Below are 25,749 nucleotides of genomic sequence, written 5' to 3' on the forward strand. Positions count from 1 at the left end.
TCAGCGCAGGTGGAGGCCGCCGTTGGCGTCCCAGCAGGCGCCGGTGACCGACGCGGCGCCGGGGGACGCGAGCAGGGCGACCATCTCGGCGATGAAGGCCGGGTCGCCGAGCCGGCCGACGGGGATGGTGCCGGCGAACGCGTCGAGGTTCTCCTCGCCGACGATCTCACGGACCATCGGGGTGTCCAGCGGGCCCGGCGAGACCGCGTTGACCGTGACGCCCCGGGACGCGAGCTCGCGGGCGAACACCTTGGTCGCCGACAGGACCGCGCCCTTGGACGACGCGTAGTGGCCGCCGGTCGCCGTGCCGCCGTTCTGGCCGGCCAGCGACGCGAGGTTCACGATCCGGCCGTAGCCGCGCTCCGCGAGGTGGGCGCCGAACACCTGGCAGGCGTGGAACGTCCCGCCGAGGTTCACCGCGAGCACCGCGGCCAGCTCGTCGGGGGTGATCTCCAGCAGCGGCTTGGCCTGGGTGCGGGCGGCGTTGTTCACCAGGACGTGCACGTCGCCGAAGTCGGCCAGTACGTCGGCCAGCAGCCGTTCGAGCGCCGCCCGGTCGCTCACGTCCACCGGGTAGCCGCGGGCGTCGCCGCCGAGCGTGGTCGCGAGCGCCGTCGCGGCAGCGCCGTCCAGGTCGGCGACGGCGACGCGGTAACCGCCGGTGCGCAGTCTGCGCGCGATGTGCTCCCCCAGCCCACGCGCACCGCCGGTGACGACCGCGACCTGACCGGCGGTCATTCCGCCGCGCCGGGGAGGGTGACGTCGTCGCGGACGGTGAGCGCGCGGCCGATGCGGGCCTCGATCTTGGCGAACCGCCAGAGCTTCACGTCACCGTCGACATCGCCACCGCCGACCTGCGTGGTGCGGAACAGGTTGCACGCGGCCTTGACGGTCTCCTGGGTGTCCACGTCGGCGAGGATGTAGCAGGTCCACGGCCAGCCGTCGGACGGGCCGACCATGTGCGAGTCGTCGTCCATGTCGCCGATGAAGTGCACTCCGGGCAGGGCCTTGAGCTGGTCCATCATCGACACGAACGCCTGCCAGACGTGCCCGCCCGTGATTCCGTCGGTTGGCAGGTCGAAGAAGTTCTGGTTGATGCCGATGCAGAACAGCACCCGGAGCATGTCGTCTCCTAGCGGTGGGTCAGCGGAAGCCGGGGGTGGTGGGCGGCAGTCCCATCAGGACGGCGCCGGCCGCGTCGTACATCGCCGGGCCGAGGAAGGCGTGCTGCTTGGGCACGAGCGCGTCGCCGAGCAGCAGCTGCAGCGGGTGCGTGCTGCCGATCGGCGCGGTGCCGGAGATCTCGACGAGGCTGCCGACCACGTCCGAGGACGTCCTGGCCAGGTGCGCGGAGGACAGCCGCAGGTGGGCGTTCTGCTCGTCGGTGGCCGGGTCGCCGGCGACGACGGTCTCCCACACCTCGTGGCTGACCTCGTAGAACCAGGCCCTGGCCGAGCGCAGCGCGGCCTCGGCGCGGGCGATCTCGGCGCGGTAGTACGGGCGGTCGGCGAGCTTGGGCGCGCCGGTCACCCCGGCGTACCCGGCGCCGACCTCCTCGGCGTAGTCCAGCGCGGCCCGCGCGACACCGGCGCCGACGACGGCGAGCACCTGCGCGGCGTAGGCGATCGTCGGGTAGCGGTAGAGCGGCTCGTCCACGGTCGGCGACCCGCCGCGGATGAACGTCCACTCCCTCGGCACCTCGACCCCGCGCACGACGAGGTCGAAGGACCCGGTGCCGCGCATGCCGACGACGTCCCAGTCCCGCACGATCTCGACGTCCTCCGGACGCAGCACCGCGACCCTCGGCTTGCCGTCCGCGGCCTCGGCGTCGCGGATGCCCACGCCGATGACGTCGGCGGCGACACAGCCGCTGGCGAACTTCCAGTGCCCGTCGACGGTGTAGCCGCGCTCGGTCGGCGCGGCGGCCTGGACCGGGAACAGGCCGCCGGCGAACACGACGTCCGGGCCGTCCCGGTACAGCTCGGCCTGGGTCTCCACCGGCAGGGCGGCGAGGTAGATGAGCGCGGAGCCGAAGCTGGCGACCCAGCCGGTGGAGCCGTCGACGACCGAGATCCGCTCGATCCGGTCGAGGAAGTCGGCGGGTGGCAGCGGCTCGCCGCCGAACTTGGCGGGGGTGGCGGCCCGGTAGAGCCCGAGCTCCTTGAGCCGGTCGACGAAGTCCCTCGGCACGTAACGCTGCTCGCGGAACTCCACGCGCCGCTCGGCGAGCTCCGCCAGCACGCCGTCGAATGTGGTCATCTGCGCTCCTCGGTCCTGGCTGCCCGCGACGGTACGAGGTCGTGGCGGGCGGCCGGAATCGGTATTGCCCCTGCCGGCGTAGGGGATTCCTTCAGTGCGTGCGCCGGGGCGGCCCGACCTACCCTGACGGGATGCAGGTCGACCCCCGTGCACCCGAGCTCGTCACGGACGACTTCGTCGCCATGATGAACGCCACCCGGCTGTGTGTGCTCGTGCACGACGCTCCCACCAAGGACATCCTCTGGGCCAACCCGGCGGCGTGCGAGATGCTCGAGTGGAGCGTCACCGAGCTGCGGCCGCTCAAGGCCAACGACATGAGCAGCTCCGCGCAACAGTACAGCCGGGTGATCGGCCGGGCGTGGCTGCAGGAGGCCGTCGAGAAGGGCGCCAGCAGCATCGAGTGGCACTACCGGGCGAAGTCGGGCCGGGTGATCCCGACCGACGCGCTCGCGGTGCGGGTGGAGCTGGCGCAGGGGCCGGCGGTGATGGTGCAGTTCCGCGACATCGAGCGGGAGCAGGAGATCGAGCGGGAGCTGCGGCTGACCACGTCCTACGTCGACGCGCTCGCCCGGCACACCTCGACGGTCGCCCTGATGCTCGACGCCACCGGTGCGCTGCGCTTCGCCACCGACACGGCCGTTGAACTGCTCGGCGCCCGGGTGAACGAGCCGCTCGGCGAGCTGACGAGCTACGGGCGGCTGCGGGTCGCCGGCCGGCAGGCGACCTGGGCGGAGGCGCTGGAGCGGGCCGACCCGGTGGTCGCGGTCCAGCTGGAGGTCCCCCGCCCGGACGGTGATCCGGTGTGGCTGGAGGGTGGCCTGGAGCGGCTGCGGGAGGACGACGGCGGGCTGCTGATGATCCTGCACGACGTGTCCGACCGGGTGCAGGACGCGGTGCGCCGGGAGCGGGAGCTGCACCGGGAGAACTACCTGGCCCGCTACAACGCGATGGGCGACATGGCGATGGCGATCGCGCACGAGCTGGGTCAGCCGCTCGCCGCGGCGGGGAACTTCCTCGCCGGGGTGCGGGCCCGCGCGCCGGAGGACGAGCGGCTGGCGTACGGGGTGGACAGCGCGGTGCGGCAGATCGAGCGGGCGAGCACGATCGTGGGGTCGGTGCGCGCGTTCGTGGGTCACCTCGAGCACGTGCGGCAGGTGGTGGACCTCAACGACGTGGTCGAGGAGTGTCTGTGGTTCGTCCGGCTGCGGGCGGACCCGGCCGGCGTCGAGGTGGTCGTGCACCGGCACCCGGACCCGGTCCCGGTCCGGTGCGAACGGGTGCTCACCGGGCAGGTGGTGCTCAACCTGTGCTTCAACGCCATCGACGAGATGGCCGCCTGCGCCCCGGACCGGCGGCGGCTCACCATCACCACCGGGATCGGCGACGGCGTCGGCGTGCTCACCGTCGACGACCAGGGCCGGGGCCTGCCGCGCGACCCGTTCGAGGAGTCGTTCACCGCCAAGGAGCACGGCAGCGGCATCGGCCTGGCGCTGAGCTACCGCATCATCACCCGCCAGCACGGCACCATCTGGGCCGACCGCCTGGAGGAGGGCGGTTCCCGGTTCGGCTTCGCGCTGCCGCTGGCCGAGACGTAGGGGAAACCTTCAGCGGAGCCGGTGGAAGTCTCGATTCCCGCACCGTGACCACGCGCGTACGGTCGGGACATGACCCGGGCCCAACGCGAGTTCCGTGCCGCGATGGCGAACCTGTCCGCCGCGGTGAACGTCGTCACCACCGACGGACCGGGCGGCCGGGCCGGGATGACGGTGAGCGCGGCCTGCTCGGTGACCGACTCGCCGCCGACCGTGCTGGTCTGCGTGAACCGGTCCTCCCGCTCGCACGACATCCTGCTCGCCAACGGCCGGATCTGCCTGAACGTGCTCGGCGCGGACCAGGAGGAGCTGGCCGCCCGGTTCGCCGGCGCCACCGCGGTGCCGCACGCGGAGCGGTTCGCCGAGGGGGCCTGGGACGACACCGAGGGCGTCCCGGTGCTGCGCGACGCGCTGTGCTCGGTGGTCGGCCGGATCGTCGCCGACCGGGCACACGGGTCGCACTCGGTGCTGTTCGTCGAGGTCGACCGGGTGACGACCGAGCGGGACAGCGGCGCGCTGGTGTACTTCCGGCGGCGCTACCACAATCTGGCGGCCTGCTAGACCGTCACCTGGTGCACCAGGACGTCGCGGACGAGCGCGCCGAGGCTGTCGGCGCCGGTCTTGGCCTTGATCCTGGCGCGGTGCACGTCGATGGTCTTCACGCTGGCGCCCAGCTCGCGGGCGATGTGCTGGCTGGGCAGCCCGTCGACGACGAGCCGCAGCACCTCGCGTTCCCGCTGGGTCAGGGTGTCGAGGCGGCGTAGCACGGCCCGGCGCTCGGCCTGGTCGGCGAACCGCCGGTGCGCCTCGCGCAGCTGCGCCTGGACGACCTCGAGCATCCGCTGCGGCTCGTAGGGCTTCTCCAGGAAGTCGACCGCGCCCTGTCGCAGCGCCCGGACGGACATCGGGATGTCGCCGTGGGCCGAGCAGAAGACGATCGGCGCCGGGTAGTCGCGCCAGCCGAGCTGTTCCTGCAGCTGGAAGCCGCTGACCCCGGGCATCCGCACGTCGACGATCACCACGGCCGGCTCGTCCGGGTCGAGCTCGGCGAGGAACGTGGCCGCGTCCGGGTAGGTGAACGCCTCGATGCCGACGCTCTCCAGGAGGAACACGAGCGACTGCCGGAGGTCCTCGTCGTCGTCGACGATGTGGACCACCGCCGTCCTCGCGCCGTCTCCGCCGCTGGTCATGGCGCGAGGATAGTCAGCCGGGCTGGTCAGCCGAGCACGGCCAGCGCGACGAACGAGGTCGCGCCGATCAGGATCGTGGACAGCAGGCCCAGCAGCAGCGCACGGCCGCCGGTGCGCACCAGCCTGCCGACCCGCACACCGCAGCCGAGCCCGAACAGCGCGCCGGCGAGCAGCAGCGTGCAGGCCACCTTCGCCACGTCGAGCACGGACGCCGGCAGCACCTCGACACTGCGCAGCCCGGTCATCGCCAGGAAACCCAGTACGAACAGCGGCACCAGCGGCGGCCGGGCGCCGTCGACCCGCCTGCTCGAGCGGCGGCGCTCCAGCACGCTCACCGACATCACCATCGGCGCCAGCAGCACGACCCGGCTCAGCTTGACCACCACCGCGACGGTGACCGCCGCCGCGCCCGCCGGGGTGGCGGCCGCGACGACCTGGGCCACCTCGTGCACGGCGAGGCCGGACCAGGCGCCGACGTCGGTGCCGGTGATCCCGAACCACTCCGCGAGCAGCGGAACGGCGGCGATGGCGAGCGCGCCGTAGCAGGTGACCAGCGCGATCGCGGTCGCCACGTCGGAGTCGTCGCGCTCGACGACGTCCTCCATGGCCGCCACCGCCGACGCGCCGCAGATCGAGAACCCCGTGCCGACCAGGACGGACAAGCCGTGGGACAGGCCGAGCAGCCGGCCGAGCAGGATCGTGCCGAAGAAGGTGACCACGACGGTCAGGACCACCGCGGCGATGACGCCGGGGCCGAGGTCGAGCACCGCTGGCAGGGCCAGCTGCAGGCCGAGCAGCACGACGCCGACCCGCAGCATCCGTTTGGTCAGCCGGGCCACCACCGCGCGGACGTCCTCGGACAGCACCGGCGTCGAGCCGGCGGCCACGCCGAGGATCACCGCGGCGGTCAGCGCGCTCACCACCGGCACGACGAGGTTGACCAGGTACGACACCGCGACCGCGGCGAGCGTCACGCCGAGCCCGGGGACCAGCGGGAGAACCTTGCGCACAAGAGTCGTCATCGGCGGCTCAACGGCCCCCGGTCGCCGCGACCACGAGCAGTGCCATTCCGCAGGCGAACACCAGGCCCGCCGCGGTGAGCAGCACGCCCCGCCAGGCCCGCCGCCGGCCGGGGCTGTAGTCGGCGATGACCGCCCACAGGCCGAGTACCGCGTGCAGCAGGGTCGCGGCCAGCATCAGGCCGTCCCAGCCGATCCACAGCGCCGAGGCCCACCGCTCGTCGATGAACCGCGAGTCGGTGTCGGCGACGTCCGTGGTGACGTGGGTGATCGCGAAGTGCCCGAGCACCAGCACGGTGAGCAGCAGGCCGGAGACCCGCAGCGTGACGTAGGCGGCGCGGCGGCGCCGGGCGGCTCCGGAGTCGGTGTCGGGGAGGACGGCGGTCATGCGAACACCGGTCCCAGGATGAACACCGAGCCGGCGAGTCCGCACGCCACGGTCGCGGCGAGCACTCCGTACAGCGCGCGGGTGGAGGCCGCCAGCCCGAGGTCGGCGACGTCCACCGCGACCAGCCGCAGCCCGTTGAAGGTGTGGAACAGCAGACCGAACAGCAGCCCCACCTCGGCGATCCGCATCGGCACGCTGCCGTACACGTGGTGCACCTCGTCGTAGAGGTCCTTGGAGATCACGTACAGGCTGACGTCGCCGACGTGCAGGCACAGGAACACGAACAGCCCGACGCCGCTGACCCGGTGCAGGTAGAACGCCCAGCGCTGCAGCTCTGCGCGGTCCCGGCCCGGCCTGGCGAGCCGCGCGACCAGCGCCCTGGACACGAACGGCCCGCCGTCGTCGAGCCGGGCGGTGCGCACCACGACCACCCCGAACGCGATGATCACCAGCGCGACCACGGCGAAGGCGCAGAAGAACAGGAACTGCGGAAGCGTCATGGCTGGTCCTCCGGGGCGAGACGGCTGAACTCGACTGCTCTGACCTCGGACGTGATGCCGCCGTAGGGTCCGTCCGCCCCGCGGCGTTGCACGAGGTAGCGCGGAGCGGCCTCGGTGTCGGGGCAGTCCGCCCGGGCGTGTGCCCCTCGGGTCTCGGTGCGCCAGGCCGCGGCGTGCGCGATCGTGCGTGCCACGATCACCTGGTTCGCCAGGTCCAGGGCCTCCTGCCAGGCGTAGTTCACCTCCGGCGGCCCGGGCACGGCGACCCGCTGCACGTCCTCGGCGAGCGCGTCCAGTTCCTTGTCGGCCTCGGCGAGCCCGGCCGCGTCCCGCACCACGCCGACGGACCGCCACATCAGCTCCTTGAGCCGGGTGGTCAGGTCGAACGGCCACGGGCCTTCCGTGCGCGCCAGTGGCCCGTACGCGCGTCCCAGCGACGCGGCCACCTCGTCGGCGGCGGGATCACGCAGCTCGCGTTCCGGTGCGAGCAGGGCGGCGGTGTCGCCGGCGCGCGCACCGAACACGGTCGACTCGGCGACCCCGTTGCCACCGAGCCGGTTGGCCCCGTGGGTTCCGCCGGAGTCCTCGCCGGCGACCAGCAGGCCGTCCAGCTCGGTGCGGCAGTCGACGTCGATGAGCACGCCGCCCATGTGGAAGTGCGCGGTCGGGGACACCCGCACCGGGCCACGGGCGAGGTCCTGGCCGATCTGCCTGGTGCGCGCGACCATCCCGGGGAACCGGCGCTCCACCTCCGCGACGCCGAGGTGCGAGATGTCGATCAACACCCCGCCCTCCTCGGTGCCTCGGCCGGCGGCGATCTCCAGGTAGCCTGCCCTGGCCACGACGTCCCGGGTGGACCGTTCCATGCGTTCCGGGTCGTAGCGGGCCATGTACCGCTCACCCGCCGCGTTGTAGAGGTGCGCCCCGGCGCCGCGCAGGCCCTCCTCGAGGACCGCGCCGGTCATCCTGGCGTTCCCGGCGAGCAGCCCGGTCGGGTGGAACTGCAGCATCTCCATGTCGCGCAGCGGCAGCCCGGCGCGCCAGCACATGGCGACGCCGTCGCCGGTCTTCTCCCGCGCCGGCGCGGCGACCCGGTACATGGTGGCGGAGCCGCCGGTGGCGACGACGACCACGCGGGCCCGCAGCACGAGCGGGCGTCCGGTGCGGACGTTCAGCGCGGTCAGGCCGGCGAGTTGCCCGTGCTCGTCGTGCAGCAGGTCGAGCGCCCGCACGTCCTCCAGCTCGCGGGGGCCGAGCCGGAACATCTGGTCCCGCAGCCTGCCCATGATCTCGATGCCGGTCAGGTCGCCCCGGTGCACGGTGCGGTCGAAGGACTGGCCGGCGAACGCCTTCTGGTGGATCCGGCCGTCCGGGCCACGGTCGAAGAAGCAGCCGACGCGTGTCTCCAGCTCGTTGATCACCCGGGGCGCGTCGTGCACCAGCGTCCAGGCCAGTGCCTGGTCGTTGAGGAACTTGCCGCCGTCCAGGGTGTCCCGGAAGTGCCGTTCGACGGAGTCGGCCGGGTCGAGCACGGCGTTGAACCCGCCCTGGACCATCCGGGTGCACCCGGAGCGGCCGACCGCGCCCTTGCTGACGACCGTCACGTCCAGGTCGGGGCGCGCGGTCAGTGCGTGCAGCACGCACATGAGCCCGGCACCGCCGCTGCCGACGACGGCGACGTCGGTGTCGAGTACGTCCGGCTCCGGCCAGAACTCAGTCCTTCCCACCGAACCTCCCCCTGCGCAGCCGGCGGATCGCGCGCGCCGGGTCGAGTCCCTTCGGGCACGCCGCCGTGCAGCCGTAGATGTAGTGGCAGCGGTCGACACCGGACCCGGCGCCGACCACGTCCATCCGGTGCGCGCCCGCGGCGTCCCGGCTGTCGGCGACCAGCACCATCGCGCGGTTGAGCGCGGCCGGTCCGAGGAAGTCGCGGCGCGCGCTGGCGATGCCGCAGCTGGAGAAGCAGGCGGCGCAGCCGATGCAGTCCAGCGAGGGGTCGATCGTCTCGCGTTCCGCGGAGTCCGGCGGGATCACCGCCGGCTCCGCGTCCATCCCGACCTCCTGGTCCTCGCCGGGCACCAGGTACGGGGTGACCGCGGCCCAGGCCCGCCAGAACGGCGCGGTGTCGACGACGAGGTCCCGCAGCACGGGGAGCCCGGCGAGCGGGTCGACCCGGATGTGCTCGGTGTCCTCGTCGATCTCGGTCTGGCAGGCCAGCACCGACCGGCCGTCCACCCGGACCGTGCAGGTCCCGCACATGCCTACGCGGCAGGAGAAGCGGAACCCGATGGCCGGGTCGTGGGTGCGCTGGATCGCGAGCAGGGCGTCCAGCACCATCATCGGCCGGATGCGCGGGACGGTGAACTCCGCCGGCGCGTCCGGGTCGCTGCGGGTGACGCTCACCCGCACGTCCTCACCGGGCACCGGCGGACTCCTTCAGGTACTCCGCGACCCGCTCGCCGAGCCGGTCGTGGGCCCGGTCGAGCCCGGACCGCGCGCGGTCCAGCCAGGCCCGGTGCTCGGCGACGGCGGCGCGGGCGCCGGCGAGCGCGTTCCGCACGGGTTCCGGTGCCGGACCGCCGGGAACGCGGTGCGCGGCGACGAAGCCGCGGGGATCCAGCGCGCCGCGCACCTGCTCGTCGGTGAGCGTGCCGTCGTGACCGAGCACGTCGCGCATGGCCTCGTTCAGCAGGGTGGCACCCACATCGGACGGCTGGATGTTCCGGGTGGTGGCGAGCAGGACGAGGTGGCCGACGACGCGATGCGCCGAGCGGTAGTCGAGGTCGGAGTTGCGGTGCAGTACCGCCGCCAGTTCGGTGGCGGTGGAGAACCCGGCGGCGGCGCGGTCGGCGCAGCGTTCCCGGTGGACGGTCAGGGTGCCGAGCGTGCCGCGCAGCAGCCGCAGGGAGGTCGCCATCTCGTCGCAGGCGCGGAAGATCGGCGGGACCATCTCCTCCTCGACGTCCTTGATGTCGCCGAAGTTCGTGTTGTGCAGGGCGCCGAACGCGGAGGTCATCTCGCCGACCGCCCGCGCGCAGCGTGCCCGCACGTACTCGAAGGGGTAGGCGTTCTTCTTCTGCGGCATCATGCTGCTCGAGCCGGAGAACGAGTCGCCGATCTCCACCAGCGCGAACTCGTCGGTGTGCCAGAGGTACAGGTCCTCGCACAGCCTGCTCAGCGTGACGGCGAGGTTGGCCACCGCCGCGCTGGTCTCCAGCCCGTAGTCGCCGGAGGCAACGCAGTCGATGGTGTTCTCGCGCACCTCGTCGAAGCCGAGCAGGTCGGCGACCAGCTGCCGGTCCACCGGGTAGGAGGTGCCGGCCAACGCACCGCAGCCGAGCGTGCACGCGTTGGTGGTGGTGTAGGCGGCGGCGAGCCGGCGGGCGTCCCGCCGCACGGCGTCGACCACGCCGAGCAGGTAGTGGCCGAAGGTGGACGGCTGGGCGGGCTGCATGTGCGTCCACTGTGGCATCACGGTGTCGGCCTCGCGGTCGGCGAGGTCGGCCAGCACGTCGACGAGCCCGAGGAGTTCCTCGGTCAGCCGGAGGATCCTGGTCCGCAGCGCCATCCGGGTGAGCGGTTCGGGCCGGGTGCGGCCGAGGTTGATCTCGCCGGCCGCCTGCGTGCCGGCGTACTCCGCGAGCCGCTGCTCGAGGTGGGAGTAGAAGTACTCGTAGGCGGGGTTGAACTCGGCGAACTCGCCGACGCCCTCGGCGGTCATCCGCTCCAGCGCGTCCACCAGGGACCGGACGTGGTCGGCGGGCACGATCCCGGTGTCGCCGAGCATCACCGCCCACGCCTTGTTGGTCTCGAGCAGCGAGTCGAAGTACTCGTCGAGCATGAACCGGAAACTCGGCTCCAGCACCGTCGACGTGTAGACCTCGCCAGGTGCTTCGGTCAACCGCTCCCGGGAGATCCGTTGCTCGGCCGGCATTCCTACCTCCAACTCCCCGCACGACCGGACGTTACCAGGTCAGTGCGCTGTGGTTTGACCTCTGCCCTTTACCCATCGGTACCGGAGACCTCCGAAGGGTGTCAACGCGCCTGTGAGAGCACCCACACGGATCACGCCGAGACGAGGGTGGCCACCCCGGCCGCCATCACCAGCACGCACGTCGCCACCCGGAACACGTCCGGCCGGATGCGCTGCCCCAGTCGCGTGCCGAGCCAGTTGGCCACCAGCGCGCCGGGCAGCCACCAGGCCAGCAGCACCAGGTCGGCGGACGCCACCCCGTCCCGCAACCCGAGGACCACGAGCCCGAAGATGTTGCTCAGCACGAAGTACACGGCCAGGTCGGCGATGAAGCTGCGCTGGTCCCGCGCGTCGGCGGCCAGGGTCAGCGCGACCGGGACGCCGTTCAGCGACGTCGTCGTACCCAGCGCACCACCGGCGAACCCGGCCATGGCGTACCGCGCCGGCGACTTGTCCCCCGGCTTCGGCTTGCGCACCATCAGCACCGGGGCGACCACGAGCACCAGCACGCCGGCCACGATCCGGATGCCCTGCGGATCGATCGCGCCGCCGACGAACGCGCCGAGCACGAGCCCAGGCACACTGCCGGCGGTCATCGGCAGCGCGCGGCGCCACCGGACGTACCGGCCGAGCCGGAGCACCACCGCGACGCGGGTGACCATGGCGATGGCCAGGTTGATGGCCACGGCCGAGGCCGGTTCCACCCCCAGCAACAACAGCAGTGGCGTGGACACCAGGTTGTAGCCGAAACCGGTCATCCCACCGAGGAACGCGGCCAGGAACACCGTTCCCACTCCGATGGCTATCACTGTGGACATCGTGCTCCTCGCAAGTGGTAAGACCTCTGTTGACTGAGTTCTAGGGGCTAGTGGTCTCTGTCACCAGCCACTATGGTGCGCCCATGGCTACAGAGGTCAACCAGGGCGCCGGACCCAAAGAAGCGACCGGCGGGACGGGCGGCGACGTCATGTCCGCGCTGTTGTCCGGCAGTACGTACCGCAGCCTCGGTGAGCAGGTGCTCTCCCCCGCCGAGGAGCGCATCGAAAGAATCCGCCGGACGGCCGGGTTCGTCATCGCACCGCTGGTCACCATCGTGTTCCTGCTGCTACCCACCGGACTGGAGAGTGACCAGCACAAGCTGGCCGCCGTCCTGCTCGGCGTCGTGGTGCTGTGGGTGTGCGAGCCCATCCCGATCCCGATGGGTGGGCTCCTCGGGGTCGCGGCGATCGTCATGCTCGGCGTGGTGCCGGCCGACGAGGCGCTCGCGCCGTTCGGTTCGTCCACAGTGTTCGTCTTCATCGGAGCGTTCATCCTCGCGCAGGCGATGCTGCGGCACGGGCTCGCCCGCCGGTTCGCGTTCCTGGTGCTGTCCCTGCCGGGCGTCGGCAAGACCACCAACCGCGTGGTGTGCGCGTTCGGACTCATCACCGCCGTCCTGTCCGCGTTCGTGTCCAACACCGCGACCGTGGCCATGCTGCTGCCAACGGCCGTCGGCATCCTGGCGGTCATCGCGGAGCTGGTGCGCGACCGGCTGCCGGACAAGGCCGGGTTCGACCCGCTGCGCCTGCGGATCGGTGTCGCGCTGATGCTGATGCTCGCGTACGGGTCCGGCGCGGGCGGCCTGCTCACCCCGATCGGCTCTGCGCCCAACCTCATCGGCCGCGAGTTCATCGAGGAGGCCACCGGCACGAACATCTCCTTCCTGGACTGGTTCCTCACCGCGCTGCCGATCTGCGCGGTGATGTTCGTGCTGCTCGCGGTGGTGCTCCTGCTGCTGAACCGACCCGAGATCAAGCACCTGAACGGGGTCGAGGAGTACGTCGCCGCCGAGCGGGCGAAGCTGGGCCGCATGTCCTGGGCGGAGCGCAACACGCTGATCGCCTTCGGCGTGACCGTGGTGCTGTGGATCGTGCCGGGCATCGTGGCGCTGGTGGCCGGCGACGGCTCGTCGGCCTACGAGACGGTCAGCGCCCATCTCGACGAGGGCGTGGTCGCGGTGCTCGGCGCCGCGCTGCTGTTCATCCTGCCGACCCGGTGGTCCAGGCGCGAGTTCACGATGACCTGGACGGACGCGTCGAAGATCGACTGGGGCACCATCCTGCTGTTCGGCTGCGGGATCATCTTCGGCACGCTGCTGGCCAGCACCGACCTGGCGGTGGCGATCGGCGAGGGAGCGGCGAACGCGCTCGGCCTGGGCAGCGAGGTCGCGATCCTGGTGTTCTCCGTGGTGCTCGCCGTGGTCGTGTCCGAGACGACGTCGAACACCGCCGCGGCGTCGGTCGTGGTGCCGATCCTGATCCCGGTGGCGACCGCGGCCCAGGTGGACCCGTTCATCCCGGCGCTGGCGGCCACGTTCGCCGCGTCTTTCGGCTTCATGCTGCCGGTGTCCACCCCGCAGAACGCGATCGTGTACGGCTCCGGCGCGGTGCCGATCACCAAGATGATCCGCTCCGGCTTCACCTTCGACATCGCCGGCATCCTGCTGGTGGTGCTGCTGATGCCGCTGGTCGTGGGAGCCGTGTTCTAGGTTCTAGCTCTCGACGTACCGCAGCGCGGCCGCGTGCGCACTCCGGATGTGAGCGCGCGCGGCCGCGCGGGCGGCCCGGGAGTCGCCGTCCTGGATCGCGTTCAGGATGGCGGCGTGCTCGCGCGCGGACTGCGCCAGGCGGCCGGGGTGGCGCAGCGTGGTCTCCATGCCGGCGACCATGATCTCGTTCAGCACGCCGAGGGTGCGCAGCAGGAACCGGTTGCCGGCGACCCGCACGACCGCCTCGTGGAAGCTGGCGTCCAGCCGTTGCAGCTCGTCCCAGTCCGCGTTCCGCGCGCCCGCCTCGGTGAGCAGGTCGTAGGCCTGCTTGAGCCGCTCGATCCCGGCCTCGTCGATGTTCTTGGCCGCCCAGCCGGCCGCCGGGACCTCGAGCACCTCGCGCATCGCGTACAGTTCGTCGACGGAGTGCTCGTCGGAGACCATGCTGCTGGTGAGCCGCTTGGTCAACGCGGGTTCCTCGACGAACACGCCCTGGCCGTGCCGGACCACCAGCCGGCCGCGGGCGGCGAGCGAGCGGATGGCCTCGCGCAGCGACGGTCGGCTCACGCCGAGCATGGCCGCCAGCTCCCGCTCCGGCGGCAGCTGGTCGCCCGGCTTGAGCTGCTCCTGGGTGAGCATGTCCTCGACTCGGGCGGCGATCCGGGCGGCCAGGGAGCCGGGCGGACGGATCGGCTCCCACAGGTTGGTGGCCACGTGTGCACTCCTCAGGTCAACTGGTCTAACCACTATACCTGGTGGCGCACACACCTCGGGGGACGTCACCGCACGCCGAGTCGCTCCGTCCAGGCGCGCAGGCCGTCCCAGGTCGCCGGTGCGAGGTCCACGGCCGTGTCGTCGTGGATCTCGGCCGGCCTGGCCCGGGCGGCACCGGGAATCCGGCCGCCCGCGTCGTCGACGTGGCCGGTGAGCGCGGCCAGTCGGTCCCCGGCGCCGTCGCCGAAGGCGTCCGGCCGCAGCGTGATCACCAGGTGGCTGATCCCCTGGGGTTTCGCGTCGTCGGCCCGGTCGAACATGTCCGGCACGTCGGCCGACAACAGCGGGCCGACCAGTCCGCCGGTGAGCCCCTCGACGAGCATGGCCAGCGCGTAGCCCTTGCCGCCGCCGAGCGGTGCGAGCATGCCGCGCAGCGCGGCGTGCGGGTCGGTGGTCGGCGCGCCGGCCGAGTCGAACGCCCAGCCCTCGGGCAGCGGCCGGTCCTGCTGGGCGTGCCAGGCGATCTTGCCGCGGGCCACCGCGCTGGTGGCCAGGTCGATCACGACCGGGCGCGGGGTGCTGGGCAGGCCGGCGGCGAGCGGGCTGGTGGACAGCACCGCCCGGTCGCCGCCCCACGGCGGCATCGCCGCTGGCCCGTTGCTGAACACGACGGTCGCCAGACCCGCGTCGAGCGCCGGGTAGACGTAGCTGCCGAGCGCGCCGCAGTGCGAGGAGTTCCGCACGGCCACCGCCGCGATCCCGGTCGACGCGCAGCGGTCCCGAGCGAGTTCCGCGGCGTCCCACAGCTGCCAGTGCCCGAGCCCGGCGTTGCCGTCGTGGACGAGGACGGCGCCGGCGTCGGACACGGGCGTCAGGTCGGCGTCCGCGCGGCAGCCGCCGGCCGCGAGCCGTTCCAGGTAGTGCGGCAGCCGCATCAGCCCGTGCGAGGCGATCCCCCAGGCGTCGGCCAGCACGAGGATGCCGGCCGTGCGCGCGGCACGCCCCTCGGGCACACCGGCGGCTTCGAGCAGCCGCCCGGCGAGTCCGCGCAGGTCCCCAGCCGTACTCATCGCGCCGCCCGGTGCGCGCCGACCGCGTGGCCGGCCTCGCCGCCGTCGAGCACCGCGGCGATGTCCTCGGCGAGCACGGACACGATGCGTTCCTGGCTCTCCACGGTGATGCCGGCGACGTGTGGGCTGAAGATGACCGACGGGAGGTCGTCGAGCGGACCGGGTTCCGGCGGTTCGACGGCGCGCACGTCCAGTGCCGCGCCGGCCAGCCGGCCGGAGGTCAGGGCACCGGCCAGGGCGTCCTCGTCGATCACCTCGCCGCGGCCGACGCTCACCAGGACCGCGCCGTCCTTGACGTTGTCGAGCAGGCGCGTGTCGAGCAGGTTCCTGGTCTCGTCGGTCGCCGGCAGGTGCACGCTGAGCACGTCGGACTCGGCGAGCACGGTGTCGATACCGCACACGGTGACGCCGGCCGCGCGCACCCGTTCGGCCGCCGGGTCGACGTAGGGGTCATGGGCGAGTACGCGCGTGCCGAAGCCGCGGAGCAGCTCGGCGACCGCGAGCCCGGTGGCGCCGAGGCCGAGCAGGCCCCAGGTCCGTCCGGACAGCTCCCGGCCGGGGCGGCGCTGCCAGGTGCCCGCCCGCACCGCGCGGTCGTGCTTCGGCAGGTCCCGCAGCAGCGCGAGGGCGAGCAGCAGCGTGTGCTCGGCGACGCTGACCGCGTTCGCCCCGAGGGCGGCGGAGACCACGACGCCCGCGCGGTCCGCGGCCGGCACGTCGATGTTGTCCAGCCCGGTGCCGGCGCGGGCGACGATCCGCAGGTCGGGGGCGGCGGCCAGCAGCTCGGCCGTGACCAGCGCGCGGTTGCGCACCACCACGGCGTCGGCTCCGGCGACCGCGTGGCGCAGCAGATCGGGGTCGATCCACGCGTCCGGCTCCCGGCGCACCTCGTGCGTCTCGGCGAGCTTCTCCAGGGCGTCACCCCAGACGTCCTCGACCACGACGATCGAACCCACCGCGTCCAGCCTTTCCTCGTCGACCCGGTCCTGGACCAAGGTTTGACCTCTGTCCTGATTCGCAAGTTAGTGCACGATCGAGCCGGATCGCGTGTGAGTCTCCGCACGCTCCCCCACCTGCCCCCGTTGACAGCCCTGGGTTCACCTCCTAACGTGCCGAACGAGAGGTAAGACCACTGACCTAACCGGAGCAGGTAATGGCATCATCAAGGCCGGACTTTCTGGCCCACCGCAGCGGCGACGCGGTCGCCGTCGCCGTCCGGGATCTCGAACCGGGGCTCGTACGGGGTGGGTATCTCGACGGCGACGCGACCGAGGAGGTGGACCTGAAGAACGACGTGCCGCTCGGCCACAAGGTCGCGCTGCGCGACATCCGCGCCGGCGAGGACGTCATCGAGTACGGCGTCCGGGTCGCCATCGCGTCCCAGGACATCAGCCGGGGGGACTACGTCCACACCCACAACGTGAGGAGCGCACGGTGGCAGAACAGCGTCGCCTGACCGGTTACCGCCGACCCGACGGCTCGGTGGGCGTGCGGAACCACGTCGCCATCCTGCCCGTCGACGACCTGTCGAACGCGGCCGCGGAGGGCATCGCGGCCCTGGTGCCCGGCACGCTCGCGCTGCCGCACGCGTTCGGCAGGCTGCAGTTCGGCGACGACCTCGACCTGACGTTCCGCACCCTGATCGGGGTGGGCGCGAACCCGAACGTCGCGGCGGTCATCGTCATCGGCATCGAGCCGAACTGGACCGACGTGGTCGCCGACGGCATCGCCAGCACCGGGAAGCCGGTCGAGCGCATCGCCATCGAGGGCCGGGGCGACCTGCGGGTGATCGAGCACGCCGCCCGGTACGCGAAGCAGTTCCTCCAGGACGCGAGCGAGATCGCCCGCGAGCCGGTGGAGCGCGGGGACATCGTGCTGTCCATGAAGGACGGTGAGTCCGACACCACGACCGGGCTGGGTTCCTGCCGCGTCACCGCGCACCTGGTCGACGAGTGGGTGGCCTCCGGCGGCACGATGATCTTCGGCGAGACCAGCGAACTGACCGGCGGCGAACACCTGATCGCCGAACGGTGCGTGGACGACGAGGTGCGCAAGCGGTTCCAGGGCTTCTACGACGACTACGTCGAGATGATCGAGCAGACCGGCGCGAACCTCCTCGGCTCCCAGCCGACGCAGGGCAACATCGCCGGCGGCCTGTCCACGATCGAGGAGAAGGCGATGGGGAACATCGTCAAGACGGGATCGGCGCCGATCGTCGGCGCGCTGGCGCCCGCGGAGGCGCCGACGAAGCCGGGCCTGTACTTCATGGACACGTCGTCGGCGGCGGCCGAGTGCGTCACCCTGATGACCGCCGGTCGCGGGGTGGTGAACCTGTTCCCCACCGGCCAGGGCAACGTGATCGGCAACCCGGTGCAGCCGGTGGTGAAGATCAGCGCCAACCCGAAGACCACGTCCGCGATGGCCGACCACATCGACGTGGACTGCTCGGACGTGCTGAGCCAGGAGTCGACTGTGGAGCAGGCGGGCCAGGCACTCATCGAGATCGTCGAGCGCACCATCAACGGCCGCATCACGGCCGCGGAGGCGCTCAACCACCGCGAGTTCACCCTCACCAAGCTGTACCGCAGCGCCTGAGACGGCGGGTGCCCGCACCACACGCCCGTGGTGCGGGCACCCGCTTTCACCGAACTCGGTGGCTCAGCGTGCGGGCTCCGGGATGTGGTCGATGGCGTAGACCACATGCACCGCGAGCTCGCGTGCGGCCTTGTCGTTGAGCGTCGCGTTCTTCTGGAGCACGTCCTGGACGAACGTGACCCGTTGCTCGTAACGGGACACGAAAGTGGTGTCGGTCATGTGGTTCTCCTCCGGGGTCGATAGTGGGTGTCGGGCGGGTGATGTCCTTCGGGCGCCGTTCGGTTGAGGTCGGCCACGCGTAGGCGGAACACCTGCAGGTCGGTGTCGAAGTACTTGGTGGTCTCGCCGACCCAGTGCATGCCGTTGTTCCGGACCGTGGCCGCGGCGCGGGCGTTGCCGGGCCGGACGACGGCGAAGATCTCGTAGACGTCCCGGCTGAAGGCCCAGGTGGCCAGGGCGTGGGTGGTTTCGGTGGCATAGCCGTTGCCCCAGGTGTCGGGACGCAGTTGCCAGCCGATCTCGAGGTCCTCGTTGCCTGGCGGCAGCGGAAGCAGGTTGGCGCCGCCGATCACGCGGTCGTCGGCATTGCGTTGGATCGCCCAGCGGCCGGAAGGTTCGGGCAGCCGAGCGTCTTCGGCGATCCACTGCTGCAGCAGCAGCCGCATGGCCGCCAGGCTCGGCACCCCGTCCATGTCGGGGCTGAGCCAGCGGGTCACCTCGGCATGCCCGTAGATGTCCAGCGCGGCCTGGGCGTCCTCGACGCGCCATAGTCGCAGGGTCAGCCGCTCGGTGGCGAGTTCGCGGGTGGTGGAGATCGGCGGGTATGCGCGCTTCGTCATTTCAGTCTCACCCTCTGGGACACAATCCATGCCCTCTACCGGTTACAACACCGTTTCGGGCCTGATGGTGCCGCATACCGAATACTCACAGCCGACTCTCAGCCACCGGTCAGCCGCGGTGTGCGTGATCGCCGAATGTGCACCCGGCCATGGGAAGCGCCGACCGGGCCGGTTCAGAGTGTGGAGGACGACCGCTTGAGGGCTTTGCGTCGGATGACGCCGATCACGGCGGTCCCGACGAACAGGACGACGCCGACGATGCCCAGCCAGATCAGTCCCTCCATGGCGAACCCCACTATCGAGACGATCAGCCACGCCACGAGTAGCACGACTACGAGAATGAGCATGTCTACCTCCAGGGTTCGCCGGGATTCCAGGTAGTGCGAATTCGATTCTTATCGGGCGGAGCCTGGGCGCGCGGCTGGGTTTCGGGCGGTGTTGCGGGCATAGCCGCCCTCGGCTTCCCGGCCCTGCTCAGGGATCGACTCCGTCGCTCCCGGCCGAACGGTCTCGGCAGGAACGCACGTCTCGAGTGGAACACCGTTGCTGGCCAGGATGTCCGCGACGGCGGCGGTGCTGTCCGCGTCGGCGGCGGATCGCAGCACAGCCCGGGCGACGCCGCCCGGGGTGTGGGGAGGCACGACCAGCAAACTCACCCGACGGCCGCTCGTCCCGATCACGGTCACCGTGTGAGGGTCGATGGCGTCGAGGCCCGCGTACCGGATCACCAGGCCATCCAGGGTCTGCTTGCGTGGAGCCGGCTCCCAGCGGCCGCGGTTGTAGGCGATTCGGCCGATCCGGCCGACCCAGGGGTGCAGTGCCGTGGCCAGCTCGGGAAAAGCCGTTGTCGGATCGAGCGACCGAGGCCACCAACCGCCGTCGACGCTGCCGGGGGCGGCGCCGGCGGGTTTCATCTCCAGGCGCGGTTCACGGCGTGTCATGTCGTCCTTGCCTCCGTGTCGTGTCGGAGTGGGGCGCTGACGGTACGCAGGTGGCGCAGGACGTAACCGTAGGAGCGCAGGAGGCCGCATTGGGCGTAGTCGATGCCGTGGCGGTCGCAGAAGCCCTGGACGATCGTCTGGGCGCGGCGCAGGTTGGGGCGCGGCATGGTGGGAAACAGGTGGTGTTCGATCTGGTAGTTGAGTCCACCGAGGACGAAGTCCACCCAACGGCCTCCGGACACGTTACGGGAGGTCAGGACCTGTTTGCGGAGGTAGTCCAGTCGGTGCCCCGGTGGCAGGGTCGGCATTCCCTTGTGGTTGGGCGCGAAGCAACATCCCATGTAGACCCCCCACAGGCACTGGTGCACGACGATGAACGCCGACCCGGTCAGGGGCGACAGCACGGTGAACACGACGGTCAGGTAGGCGACCAGATGTGCGATCAGCAAGCCCGCTTCGAGCCGGTGCGCCCTGCCGTCACCGCGCCACACGTGCTTGATGCTCGACCAGTGCAGGTTCAGCCCTTCCAACAGCAACAGCGGGAAGAACAGACCGGCTTGGTGCTTGGCCATCCAGCGCGGGAACCCTCGTTTGCTCCGCCCTTGGTCACGCGTGAAGGCCAGGACAGGGATGTGGAGGTCCGGATCGTCGTCCTCGTGGTTGGGATTGGCGTGATGCCGGGTGTGCTTACCCACCCACCAGTCGTAGCTGATCCCGACCAGGCCACCGTGCAGGTAGCCCACGGCGTCGTTGCCGCGGCGGCCGCGGAAGATCTGCTTGTGACCGGCGTCGTGGCCGATGAACGCGAGTTGGGTGAACATCACCGCGAAGAACGCCGCCGTGAACAGTTGCCACCACGAGTCGCCGATCACCACGAAAGCCGCCCAGCCGGCGGCGAACACAGCTAGGTTCAGGATGATTCTGACCAGGTAGTTAACGCGCCGCCGATCGAGCAGACCGGCATGCCGCACCTCTCTTGACAACGCTGCGAAATCATCGCCCCGGCTCCGCCGAGGCGATAGGGTCACCGAAGCCATCGTCGCTCCACTCCCAGTGATCCGTCTTGAGTTCGCTCGCTCCGCTGGAGTCCGCTCGGCGGGCGGATGCCCGTGAACCATCGCTCCCAAACGTGTGGTGTGCGCGAGAGCCACTGCTGTCCGTGATGTGTCCCGGCCTGACGTGGGTGCGGGACGGGATGGTGTCCTGTCGGTCAGGTGTGGGGTGGCACGCCCTGGCGAACATCATTGTCGTCGAACGTTCCGTCGCCGCACACCCGTCTGTCCCGTGGCTCACGCGTGCGCACGCGGCCGCAGCAGTGCGGAGCTGTTCGCCCCCGATCAACGCCAAGGACGAGGAGGCGCGGCTCGCGATCCACGAACGGGACGGCCTGGCGATCGGCCTGACCGGCACCACGTGCTACGGCGCTGCGGGGCGATGGCCGGCGGTCTGCTCAGCGCGATCAGGCACATCGACGGCACGACCGCCGAGCTCAGCCGGCGCCGGCCGGACGGCACCTGGCGGTTCGTCATCGACGATCCGATTTTCTGAAACCCGGTCGTGGGCCCCTCGAAGGGGGGTCCACGTCGACCTTCCATCCGGCGGATCGCTGTTATACATGGCGTGATCCGGCGACCATGGAGAAGACGATGACACTGCCTCCAGGCTCCGCTCTTCCCGCGATCGTGCAGACCGTGCGGTTCCTTCGCGATCCGACCCGCGTGTTGGAGGGCAACCGGCGGCGGTACGGGCCGGTGTTCCGGATGCGGCTCGTCGGGTTCCCGCCGGAGGTGTTCGTGGCCACGGCCGCGCACGCCGAGCGGATCTACCGGATGGACGCGAACGGCGGGCGTGCCGGGGAGGTGCGCCGCATGTTCCTGGAGCCGATCGTGGGCCAGCAGTCACTGCTCAGCCTCGACGGCGACCAGTGGATGCGGCACCGCAAGCTGGTCAACCGGCCACTGCACGGCCGCGCCATCGCCGGTTACCGGGACGAGATCGCCGACATCGCCGTCGCCGACATCGAGCGCTGGCCGCGCGGCGAGCCCATCGACCTGCGGAGCCGGATGCAGGACATCACCCTCGTGGTGATCCTGCGGTTGGTGTTCGGGATCCGGGACGCCGCGCGACTGGCCCGGCTCCGGAAGCTGCTTCCCGAACTCGCCGACGTCGCCGGGTCGGTCGCGCTCACGGTCCTGCCGCCGGGGCTGCGGTCACGGATGCAGGACTCGGCTCTGCTGCGCCGGGTCCGGTTCCTGCCGACGACCCGGTTCGTCCGGCTGCGGGCCGCCGTCGACGAGATCGTGTACGACGAGATCGCGCGCAGGCGGGCCACGCCGGACCCGGAGGCCACCGACGTGCTGTCCCGGCTGCTCGAGGCCCGCGACGAGGACGGCGAGCCGCTCAGCGATCTCGAACTGCGCGACGAGCTCATCGCCCTGCTCGAGGCCGGACACGAGACCACCGCGACGTCGCTCGCCTGGACGTTCGAGCGGTTGGTGCGCACCCCGGCGGTGTTCGACCGGCTGCGCGAGGAACTGGCGCGCGACGACGAGCAGTACCTGGACGCCGTGATCAAGGAGGCGCTGCGGGTGCGTCCGGTGGTCTTCGCCGCGACGCGGCTGCTGGACTCCCCGATCGAGCTCGGCGGGCACCAGGTCCCGGCGGGCTGGCTCGCCGCGCCGGTGATCTCCCTGGTTCACCGCGACCCGGACGTCTTCCCCGCGCCGGACGAGTTCCGGCCGGAACGGTTTCTCGGCGAGGACGCCGCGCGGACGCAGAAGTCGTGGATGCCGTTCGGCGGCGGCCGGCGTTACTGCGCGGGCGCCCAACTCGCGCTGCTGGAGATGCGGGTGATCATCCGCGAGGTGCTCGACCGGGTCACGCTCACCACGCACGACCCGGCACCCGAGGCGGAGCGGATCCGCCACGTCACGCTGGTGCCGGCTCGTGGCGGCCGCGTCGTCGCCCACGACCTCGCGCGGGCGACCTGCTGAACCGGCGTCAGGGCCGGTAGGGCTCGATCCCCTCGGTGACGGTGTCGGTGACGCCATCCACGGCGCCGGTCGCGGAGTCGGTGAGCGAACCGGTCACCGAGTCGACCGCGCCGGTGGCGGAGTCGACGGCCATGTCCCCCATTCCCTGCGCCGACTCGGTGACGGTGTCGGCGGACTGGGACAGTTGGTCGGCGGCGCCCTCCACGTTCGGCACCTCAGCACCGAGCCCGGACAGCAACTCGGCGGCTTTTTCCCTGGCAGCGTCGAACAAACCCATGAAGGCAGACCTTTCGGGCATAAGCACAAATGGTTACCGAACGGACACTACCCGCCATCGCTCCCGACCCGCAACGCGCGTCGCTTACCGTGGTCCCGTGGGCGAACGGCGTGCGCGTGGCGGTGGGCGGTCCTCGCTCGGCCGCGTGCAGGCCTACCTGGGGCGCTGCGGTGCCGACGAGGCGCTGGCGACACGGGAGCGGTTCGGCGGGGTGACCCTGCAGGGGCTCGGCGGGTTGAAGGTCGCGCGGGTGCTCGCGCGGGCGGGCGAACTCACCGGCGTGGACCTCGACCCGGCCACCTACCTGGCCCGTGGGAGGCCGAGGACACCCGTGGTCGAGGGTCAGCTGGGACTCGACCTGAACCTGCCGGTCTTCGACTGGGTGACGGCCCAGGCCGAGCTGGGGCTGCCGGTCGTGCGCACCCCCGGCCCGCGGCTGCGCGCCGGCCGGCTCGACGAGCTGAAGGCCGAACTGCACCGCGACCACGGGGACCACGGCGTCCCGGTCTCGGTGACGCTCGCGCTGGACGGGGGCTGGCTGTCCTCGAAGAACAGCGGCATCCTCGCCGAGCAGCTGCGCGCCGCCGACCGGGACGTGTCGCTGGTGCTCGCCGCGCCGTTCGACCCGGTGGACTCCGCCTACAAGGTCGCCGGGCTGCAACGGCTGCTGCGCTGGAGCACCAGGACCGGACGACGGCTGGAGCTGCTGCGCACCGGACCCGTCGGCATCCCATCGGTCGCCGCGGGCGCCCGGCTCGCGGCGATCGGGCTGTCCTCCTCCACCCGGCACCTCGGCGGACCCGTCGCGCGTCGCGCCGACGGCGTCCGGCCCCGGCGCAGCCCACAGGTGTTCGTGCCCCGCCTGCTGGGCTGGCAACGCGGCACCGACCTGCGCGGCAGCGCGGTCACCGACTGTGCCTGCGCCGCCTGTGCGCGGGCCGGGTCCGGGCTGCGGCGCTTCGACGTCGCCTTCGACGCCGCGGTGCCCGCCCCGGTGCGCGCGGCCGCCCGCGAACACGACTCACACGCCCTCGCCTCGGTCGTGCACGGGGTGCTCGGCGCGACCGACCCGCGCGAGGAGCTGACCCGGCTGCGCCAGGACGCCCAGGAGCTGGCCGCCGAGTTCGGGCTCGCCGTGCCCCGCTGGCTCAGCACCTGGGTCTGAGGGTGCCTCAGCACCGGTCCCGGGGCGGCAGGTCGGTACCCTCGGCGACCCGGTCGCGGTAGGTGCGCTCGACGAAGGCGACGAACCGGTCGAGGTCGTCGACGGTCGAGGCCAGGCCGAACGAGACGCGGAGCGCGCCGGCCGACGGCAGGCCGACCAGCGCCAGGTACTCGTCGAGGGTGTCCGGCCGGGCGTCGCGCAGGACCAGCAGCGCGTCCCGGCCGAGGCCGAACGCGTTCTCCCCTACCCCGGGGTTGCAGAAACACCCGGTGCGCAACGAGATCCCGGCCGCGGCGGTCTCGGCGGCGACCAGCCGCTCGTCCACGATCCGCCCGTGCCGGTCGCGCAGGTTGAACGCGACGGTGCCGCCGCGGGCCCGGGTGTCGACCGGCCCGTAGACCTCGACCATCGGGCTGCCGTCGCCGTGCCGCAGCGCCGTGAGCCGTTCCAGCAGCCAGCCGGTGAGGCACCGCACCCGGGTGCCGACCAGTTCGACGCCGATGCCGTCGAGCCAGTCGATCCCGACGTGCACGTCCGGGATGCACAGGAAGTTCAGCGTGCCGTCCTCGAACGCGGACTCGTCGGCGGTCATGGTGTGCCAGGGCAGGCCGACGCTCACGGCCTGGATCGTGCCGCCGGAGAACCACGGCCTGGCCAGCCTGGCCAGCGCCTCCCGCCGGGCCACCAGGCAACCGACGCCGGTCGGGTAGCCGAAGAGCTTGTACCAGCTGACCAGGACGAAGTCCGGCCGAACGGCCGTCAGGTCGAGCCGGGCGGTCGGCAGGTAGGCGGCGGCGTCGAGCAGCACGTCGTAGCCGAACCCGTGCGCGAGCTCGATCCAGTCGAGCGGATGGCGGACGCCGCTGAAGTTGCTCTGCGCGGGGAAGGCGAACAGCCCGCCGCCGTGCCGGGCCAGTTCGGCGGCCAGCACCTCGGTGTCCACCCGCAGCTCCGGCGGCTCGGTCGGCACGTAGCTGGTGGCCGCGTGGCCGCGGCGGGCGAACTCCCGCAACCCGTTGACCGAGTTGTGGTTGTCGAACGTCAGCACCAGGCGCGTCCGCCGCGAGAACGGGTACGCCTCGCCGACGAGCCGGGCCGCGCCGGTCGCGTTCGCGGTGAACACCGCGGCGTACTCGGCCGGGTCGGCGTTGAGATGGCGCAGCACCCTGGCCCTGGTCCGCTCCACCAGTTCGGTGGCGGCCTCGCTGGTCGGGTTGACCGAGTGCGGGTTGCCGAACAGCGTGCCGCCCAGGCGGTCGGCGTGCGCGCGGAGCTGCGCCCTGGCCGCGAGCCCCGCGCCGGTGTAGTCGAGGTACAGGTGACCCTGCTCGTCCAGGTACCCGTACTCGGTACGGCGCAACTCGTCCAGCCTGCCGGTCCGCCCGTACTCGGCCCGGACGTCGACGCCCGCGATCATCGCGGCGCCCGGTTTCCGTCAGCTGTTCCGAACCCGGCCATACCCGCCTCCCCAGCCGATGCGTCCCGTCCCGATCCTCCTCCCCGGGGCCGTGGATGCAAAGCCCGTCCTCAGCCGGCGCTGTCGGCGTCAGCCGTGCAGACACACCCCCGGCCGAGCTTCCCGACAGTGGTGGCGGTGCAGAAGCGGGCCGCGATCCGGTCGTGGTCGGGCCAGGGATGAGGGCAGGCGGCGCACGCGGTGGTGTCGGGGGTTTCGGAGCCATTCGGTGTCACGGCGACTTCCGGCAT

29 protein-coding genes are annotated in these 25,749 nt (G+C 71.8%); 7 read left to right on the forward strand and 22 right to left on the reverse strand.

The features are described 5' to 3' along the window. From JT362_RS02605 to JT362_RS02615, 3 genes are read right to left on the reverse strand one after another with little or no spacing between them, the layout of a single operon-like run. Entirely contained in the window at positions 1 to 738 is a 738-nt protein-coding gene (locus tag JT362_RS02605; protein WP_260189360.1) for an SDR family NAD(P)-dependent oxidoreductase, read from the reverse strand. Then, positions 735 to 1,124 carry a hypothetical protein gene (locus JT362_RS02610; RefSeq protein ID WP_260189361.1) on the reverse strand — a complete coding sequence of 130 codons (390 nt, stop codon included), beginning with the start codon at positions 1,122 to 1,124 and terminating at the stop codon, positions 735 to 737. The genes JT362_RS02605 and JT362_RS02610 overlap by 4 nt, the downstream gene beginning before the upstream one ends. Before the next feature lie 19 nt (positions 1,125 to 1,143). Continuing rightward, entirely contained in the window at positions 1,144 to 2,259 is a 1,116-nt protein-coding gene (locus JT362_RS02615; RefSeq protein ID WP_260189362.1) for an acyl-CoA dehydrogenase family protein, read from the reverse strand. Positions 2,260 to 2,390: 131 nt separating this feature from the next. Here JT362_RS02615 and JT362_RS35340 point away from each other — a divergent pair, with 131 nt between their 5' ends. Then, the gene (locus tag JT362_RS35340; RefSeq protein ID WP_311202658.1) at positions 2,391 to 3,854 is read left to right on the forward strand and encodes a sensor histidine kinase; all 1,464 of its coding nucleotides are present in this window, start codon (positions 2,391 to 2,393) and stop codon (positions 3,852 to 3,854) included. A 69-nt stretch (positions 3,855 to 3,923) separates the two neighbouring features. Beyond that, positions 3,924 to 4,412 carry a flavin reductase gene (locus JT362_RS02625; protein WP_260189363.1) on the forward strand — a complete coding sequence of 163 codons (489 nt, stop codon included), beginning with the start codon at positions 3,924 to 3,926 and terminating at the stop codon, positions 4,410 to 4,412. Here JT362_RS02625 and JT362_RS02630 read toward each other — a convergent pair. The 8 genes from JT362_RS02630 to JT362_RS02665 form a co-directional block, all read right to left on the reverse strand. Further along, entirely contained in the window at positions 4,409 to 5,041 is a 633-nt protein-coding gene (locus tag JT362_RS02630) for a response regulator transcription factor (RefSeq protein WP_260189364.1), read from the reverse strand. The two genes, JT362_RS02625 and JT362_RS02630, sit on opposite strands and share 4 nt — an antisense overlap. Before the next feature lie 26 nt (positions 5,042 to 5,067). Then, on the reverse strand, positions 5,068 to 6,063 hold the full coding sequence (locus tag JT362_RS02635; RefSeq protein ID WP_260189365.1) for a YeiH family protein: 996 nt from the start codon (positions 6,061 to 6,063) through the stop codon (positions 5,068 to 5,070). Positions 6,064 to 6,070: 7 nt separating this feature from the next. Further along, complete coding sequence (locus JT362_RS02640) at positions 6,071 to 6,448, reverse strand: succinate dehydrogenase/fumarate reductase transmembrane subunit (protein ID WP_260189366.1); 378 nt, start codon at positions 6,446 to 6,448, stop codon at positions 6,071 to 6,073. Further along, positions 6,445 to 6,948, reverse strand: coding sequence for a succinate dehydrogenase, cytochrome b556 subunit (gene sdhC / locus JT362_RS02645; RefSeq protein WP_260189367.1), 504 nt, complete (start codon positions 6,946 to 6,948; stop codon positions 6,445 to 6,447). Before sdhC ends, JT362_RS02640 begins: the two co-directional genes overlap by 4 nt. Next, positions 6,945 to 8,675 carry an FAD-binding protein gene (locus JT362_RS02650; RefSeq protein WP_260189368.1) on the reverse strand — a complete coding sequence of 577 codons (1,731 nt, stop codon included), beginning with the start codon at positions 8,673 to 8,675 and terminating at the stop codon, positions 6,945 to 6,947. The genes sdhC and JT362_RS02650 overlap by 4 nt, the downstream gene beginning before the upstream one ends. Then, entirely contained in the window at positions 8,662 to 9,372 is a 711-nt protein-coding gene (locus JT362_RS02655; protein ID WP_260189369.1) for a succinate dehydrogenase/fumarate reductase iron-sulfur subunit, read from the reverse strand. The genes JT362_RS02650 and JT362_RS02655 overlap by 14 nt, the downstream gene beginning before the upstream one ends. Further along, a complete protein-coding gene (argH, locus tag JT362_RS02660; RefSeq protein ID WP_260189370.1) occupies positions 9,362 to 10,882 on the reverse strand; it encodes an argininosuccinate lyase in 1,521 nt (506 codons plus the stop codon). Before argH ends, JT362_RS02655 begins: the two co-directional genes overlap by 11 nt. Positions 10,883 to 11,013: 131 nt before the next feature. Beyond that, entirely contained in the window at positions 11,014 to 11,739 is a 726-nt protein-coding gene (locus JT362_RS02665; protein ID WP_260189371.1) for a sulfite exporter TauE/SafE family protein, read from the reverse strand. 83 nt (positions 11,740 to 11,822) lie between these two features. Between JT362_RS02665 and JT362_RS02670 the strand changes: the two genes are divergently transcribed. Then, positions 11,823 to 13,448: an SLC13 family permease gene (locus tag JT362_RS02670; protein ID WP_260189372.1), complete on the forward strand. Its 1,626-nt coding sequence runs from the start codon at positions 11,823 to 11,825 to the stop codon at positions 13,446 to 13,448. Positions 13,449 to 13,451: 3 nt separating this feature from the next. On the opposite strand, the gene JT362_RS02675 is transcribed toward JT362_RS02670, so the two are convergent. The 3 genes from JT362_RS02675 to JT362_RS02685 form a co-directional block, all read right to left on the reverse strand. Then, a complete protein-coding gene (locus JT362_RS02675) occupies positions 13,452 to 14,162 on the reverse strand; it encodes a FadR/GntR family transcriptional regulator (RefSeq protein WP_260189373.1) in 711 nt (236 codons plus the stop codon). Between the two features lie 65 nt (positions 14,163 to 14,227). Then, a complete protein-coding gene (locus JT362_RS02680) occupies positions 14,228 to 15,232 on the reverse strand; it encodes an Ldh family oxidoreductase (RefSeq protein ID WP_260189374.1) in 1,005 nt (334 codons plus the stop codon). Next, on the reverse strand, positions 15,229 to 16,227 hold the full coding sequence (locus JT362_RS02685; protein ID WP_260189375.1) for an NAD(P)-dependent oxidoreductase: 999 nt from the start codon (positions 16,225 to 16,227) through the stop codon (positions 15,229 to 15,231). Before JT362_RS02685 ends, JT362_RS02680 begins: the two co-directional genes overlap by 4 nt. A 158-nt stretch (positions 16,228 to 16,385) precedes the next feature. On the opposite strand from JT362_RS02685, the gene JT362_RS02690 reads away from it, so the two are divergent. Both JT362_RS02690 and JT362_RS02695 read left to right on the forward strand, forming a co-directional pair. Beyond that, entirely contained in the window at positions 16,386 to 16,688 is a 303-nt protein-coding gene (locus tag JT362_RS02690) for a UxaA family hydrolase (RefSeq protein ID WP_260189376.1), read from the forward strand. Continuing rightward, complete coding sequence (locus JT362_RS02695; RefSeq protein WP_260189377.1) at positions 16,667 to 17,827, forward strand: UxaA family hydrolase; 1,161 nt, start codon at positions 16,667 to 16,669, stop codon at positions 17,825 to 17,827. Before JT362_RS02690 ends, JT362_RS02695 begins: the two co-directional genes overlap by 22 nt. 63 nt (positions 17,828 to 17,890) lie before the next feature. On the opposite strand, the gene JT362_RS02700 is transcribed toward JT362_RS02695, so the two are convergent. The 5 genes from JT362_RS02700 to JT362_RS02720 form a co-directional block, all read right to left on the reverse strand. Beyond that, a complete protein-coding gene (locus JT362_RS02700; RefSeq protein WP_260189378.1) occupies positions 17,891 to 18,046 on the reverse strand; it encodes a DUF6307 family protein in 156 nt (51 codons plus the stop codon). After that, positions 18,043 to 18,666: a GNAT family N-acetyltransferase gene (locus JT362_RS02705; RefSeq protein ID WP_260189379.1), complete on the reverse strand. Its 624-nt coding sequence runs from the start codon at positions 18,664 to 18,666 to the stop codon at positions 18,043 to 18,045. Before JT362_RS02705 ends, JT362_RS02700 begins: the two co-directional genes overlap by 4 nt. A gap of 173 nt (positions 18,667 to 18,839) precedes the next feature. Continuing rightward, the gene (locus JT362_RS02710) at positions 18,840 to 19,013 is read right to left on the reverse strand and encodes a hypothetical protein (RefSeq protein WP_260189380.1); all 174 of its coding nucleotides are present in this window, start codon (positions 19,011 to 19,013) and stop codon (positions 18,840 to 18,842) included. Between the two features lie 48 nt (positions 19,014 to 19,061). Beyond that, positions 19,062 to 19,607: a DUF5994 family protein gene (locus JT362_RS02715; protein WP_260189381.1), complete on the reverse strand. Its 546-nt coding sequence runs from the start codon at positions 19,605 to 19,607 to the stop codon at positions 19,062 to 19,064. Continuing rightward, positions 19,604 to 20,644 (reverse strand): fatty acid desaturase family protein, encoded by a 1,041-nt coding sequence (locus JT362_RS02720; RefSeq protein ID WP_260189382.1) that lies wholly within the window; start codon positions 20,642 to 20,644, stop codon positions 19,604 to 19,606. Before JT362_RS02720 ends, JT362_RS02715 begins: the two co-directional genes overlap by 4 nt. 609 nt (positions 20,645 to 21,253) lie before the next feature. Between JT362_RS02720 and JT362_RS02725 the strand changes: the two genes are divergently transcribed. Continuing rightward, a complete protein-coding gene (locus tag JT362_RS02725; protein ID WP_260189383.1) occupies positions 21,254 to 22,600 on the forward strand; it encodes a cytochrome P450 in 1,347 nt (448 codons plus the stop codon). Between the two features lie 7 nt (positions 22,601 to 22,607). Here JT362_RS02725 and JT362_RS02730 read toward each other — a convergent pair whose 3' ends face one another. After that, a complete protein-coding gene (locus JT362_RS02730) occupies positions 22,608 to 22,877 on the reverse strand; it encodes a hypothetical protein (protein WP_260189384.1) in 270 nt (89 codons plus the stop codon). A gap of 97 nt (positions 22,878 to 22,974) precedes the next feature. Here JT362_RS02730 and JT362_RS02735 point away from each other — a divergent pair, with 97 nt between their 5' ends. Next, the gene (locus tag JT362_RS02735) at positions 22,975 to 24,042 is read left to right on the forward strand and encodes a hypothetical protein (protein ID WP_260189385.1); all 1,068 of its coding nucleotides are present in this window, start codon (positions 22,975 to 22,977) and stop codon (positions 24,040 to 24,042) included. Positions 24,043 to 24,049: 7 nt separating this feature from the next. Here the strand turns inward: JT362_RS02735 and JT362_RS02740 are convergent, their stop codons facing one another. Together JT362_RS02740 and JT362_RS02745 are read right to left on the reverse strand one after the other, a co-directional pair. After that, positions 24,050 to 25,459 carry an aminotransferase class V-fold PLP-dependent enzyme gene (locus tag JT362_RS02740; protein ID WP_260189386.1) on the reverse strand — a complete coding sequence of 470 codons (1,410 nt, stop codon included), beginning with the start codon at positions 25,457 to 25,459 and terminating at the stop codon, positions 24,050 to 24,052. Between the two features lie 110 nt (positions 25,460 to 25,569). Further along, positions 25,570 to 25,749, reverse strand: coding sequence for an RGCVC family protein (locus tag JT362_RS02745; RefSeq protein ID WP_260189387.1), 180 nt, complete (start codon positions 25,747 to 25,749; stop codon positions 25,570 to 25,572).

Source organism: Actinophytocola gossypii (genome assembly GCF_025165815.1).
Lineage (GTDB): Bacteria > Actinomycetota > Actinomycetes > Mycobacteriales > Pseudonocardiaceae > Actinophytocola > Actinophytocola gossypii.